The organism is Streptomyces alkaliphilus (assembly GCF_014141535.1).
GTDB classification, from domain to species: Bacteria; Actinomycetota; Actinomycetes; order Streptomycetales; family Streptomycetaceae; genus Streptomyces; species Streptomyces alkaliphilus.
This window is the reverse complement of the sequence record NZ_VKHT01001338.1, coordinates 1-1,083: the sequence shown is the minus strand read 5'-3', so window position 1 is coordinate 1,083 and position 1,083 is coordinate 1. Positions and strand designations below refer to the sequence as shown.

General features: G+C 70.4%; 1 protein-coding gene. It reads right to left on the bottom strand.

Going from position 1 to position 1,083, the window contains the following annotated elements; translation table 11 throughout:
* Window positions 1-29: 29 nt before the first annotated feature.
* Window positions 30-854: a maleylpyruvate isomerase family mycothiol-dependent enzyme gene (locus FNQ90_RS24345; protein WP_182608315.1), complete on the bottom strand. Its 825-nt coding sequence runs from the start codon at window positions 852-854 to the stop codon at window positions 30-32.
* Window positions 855-1,083: the final 229 nt, after the last annotated feature.

The following is a 1,083-nucleotide window of genomic DNA, read 5'->3' as shown; positions in this document are numbered from 1 at the left end:
GGTTCGGGGCACGGGTCCGGGGTTCGGACTCAGGGCGTGATGGAGAAGTTCGCCAGGATCCGCTCGGCCAGCTCCGCGTCGCCCTCCACCTTGACCAGCTCGGCCACGCGCCGGGGTCGCAGCCGCCCGCAGGCCAGCCGGGAGTAGCTCTCCCAGTCGGTGGTGAGGGTGACCAGCGGGCCCAGGGAGGGGCTCGAGGTGAGGGTGCCGCGCCCCTCCTCATCCACCCGGACCGTGCGCAGGAACTCCAGCGGACCGCTCACGTCGAAGACCACCGCGGACTTCGGAGGGGCCCCCGCGTCCTTCGCCACCACCTTGGGCAGCCGCTCCAGCATGACGTCGCGGGCGATGTGCGCGGCCGGGGAGTCGATGTTGCCGGGCTTGTCGAGGGACTGGCGCAGATCCTGTTCGTGCACCCAGACGTCGAAGGTCCGCATCCGCAGGGACTGCTCCAGCGTCATCCTGCCGAGGACGGGGTGGCTGACCACGTGGTCGGGGGCGCGGCGTTCGTTCCGCAGCTGACGGGAGCGGCGGATGATCGTGTACTCCAGCTCGGAGGTCATCTCCGGTCCGGTGTGGTGGCGGCGGACGTCCACCTGCACCTCGGTGTAGCGGCTGCGCTCGTCGGTGACGTGGTAGAGGTCGCGGGGCAGGGTGTGGATGGGCCGGGGGTCGCCCAGGGCCTCGCACTCGCTGCCGATGACATGGGAGACGATGTCGCGCACCGACCACCCGGGGCACGGGGTGCGGCGGTTCCACTCCCCCTCCACCAGCGGTGTGACCAGTTCGGATATCGCCTCGATGGACTGCGTCCAGGCGTCGATGTACGGCTGCATGCTGGAGTGCACAGACACGGGACCCCTCGGCGGATCGTTCGCTGGATGGGTGCTCACACGGTACGCCGCGCCATGGCGTCGGGTGAACGGTTTACCGGCTTCAGATCCTAGGGCGCGGAACGCCCGGGCTTCGAGGGGGCTTCACGTGATCGCGTGCCTTTCGGCGTCTTCGCGCGGGGATGTCCGGTGCGGATCGTGTCCCCACCGTTTCCGTCCGTGCGCCACCGCGCCCCGCCGCACGTCACCG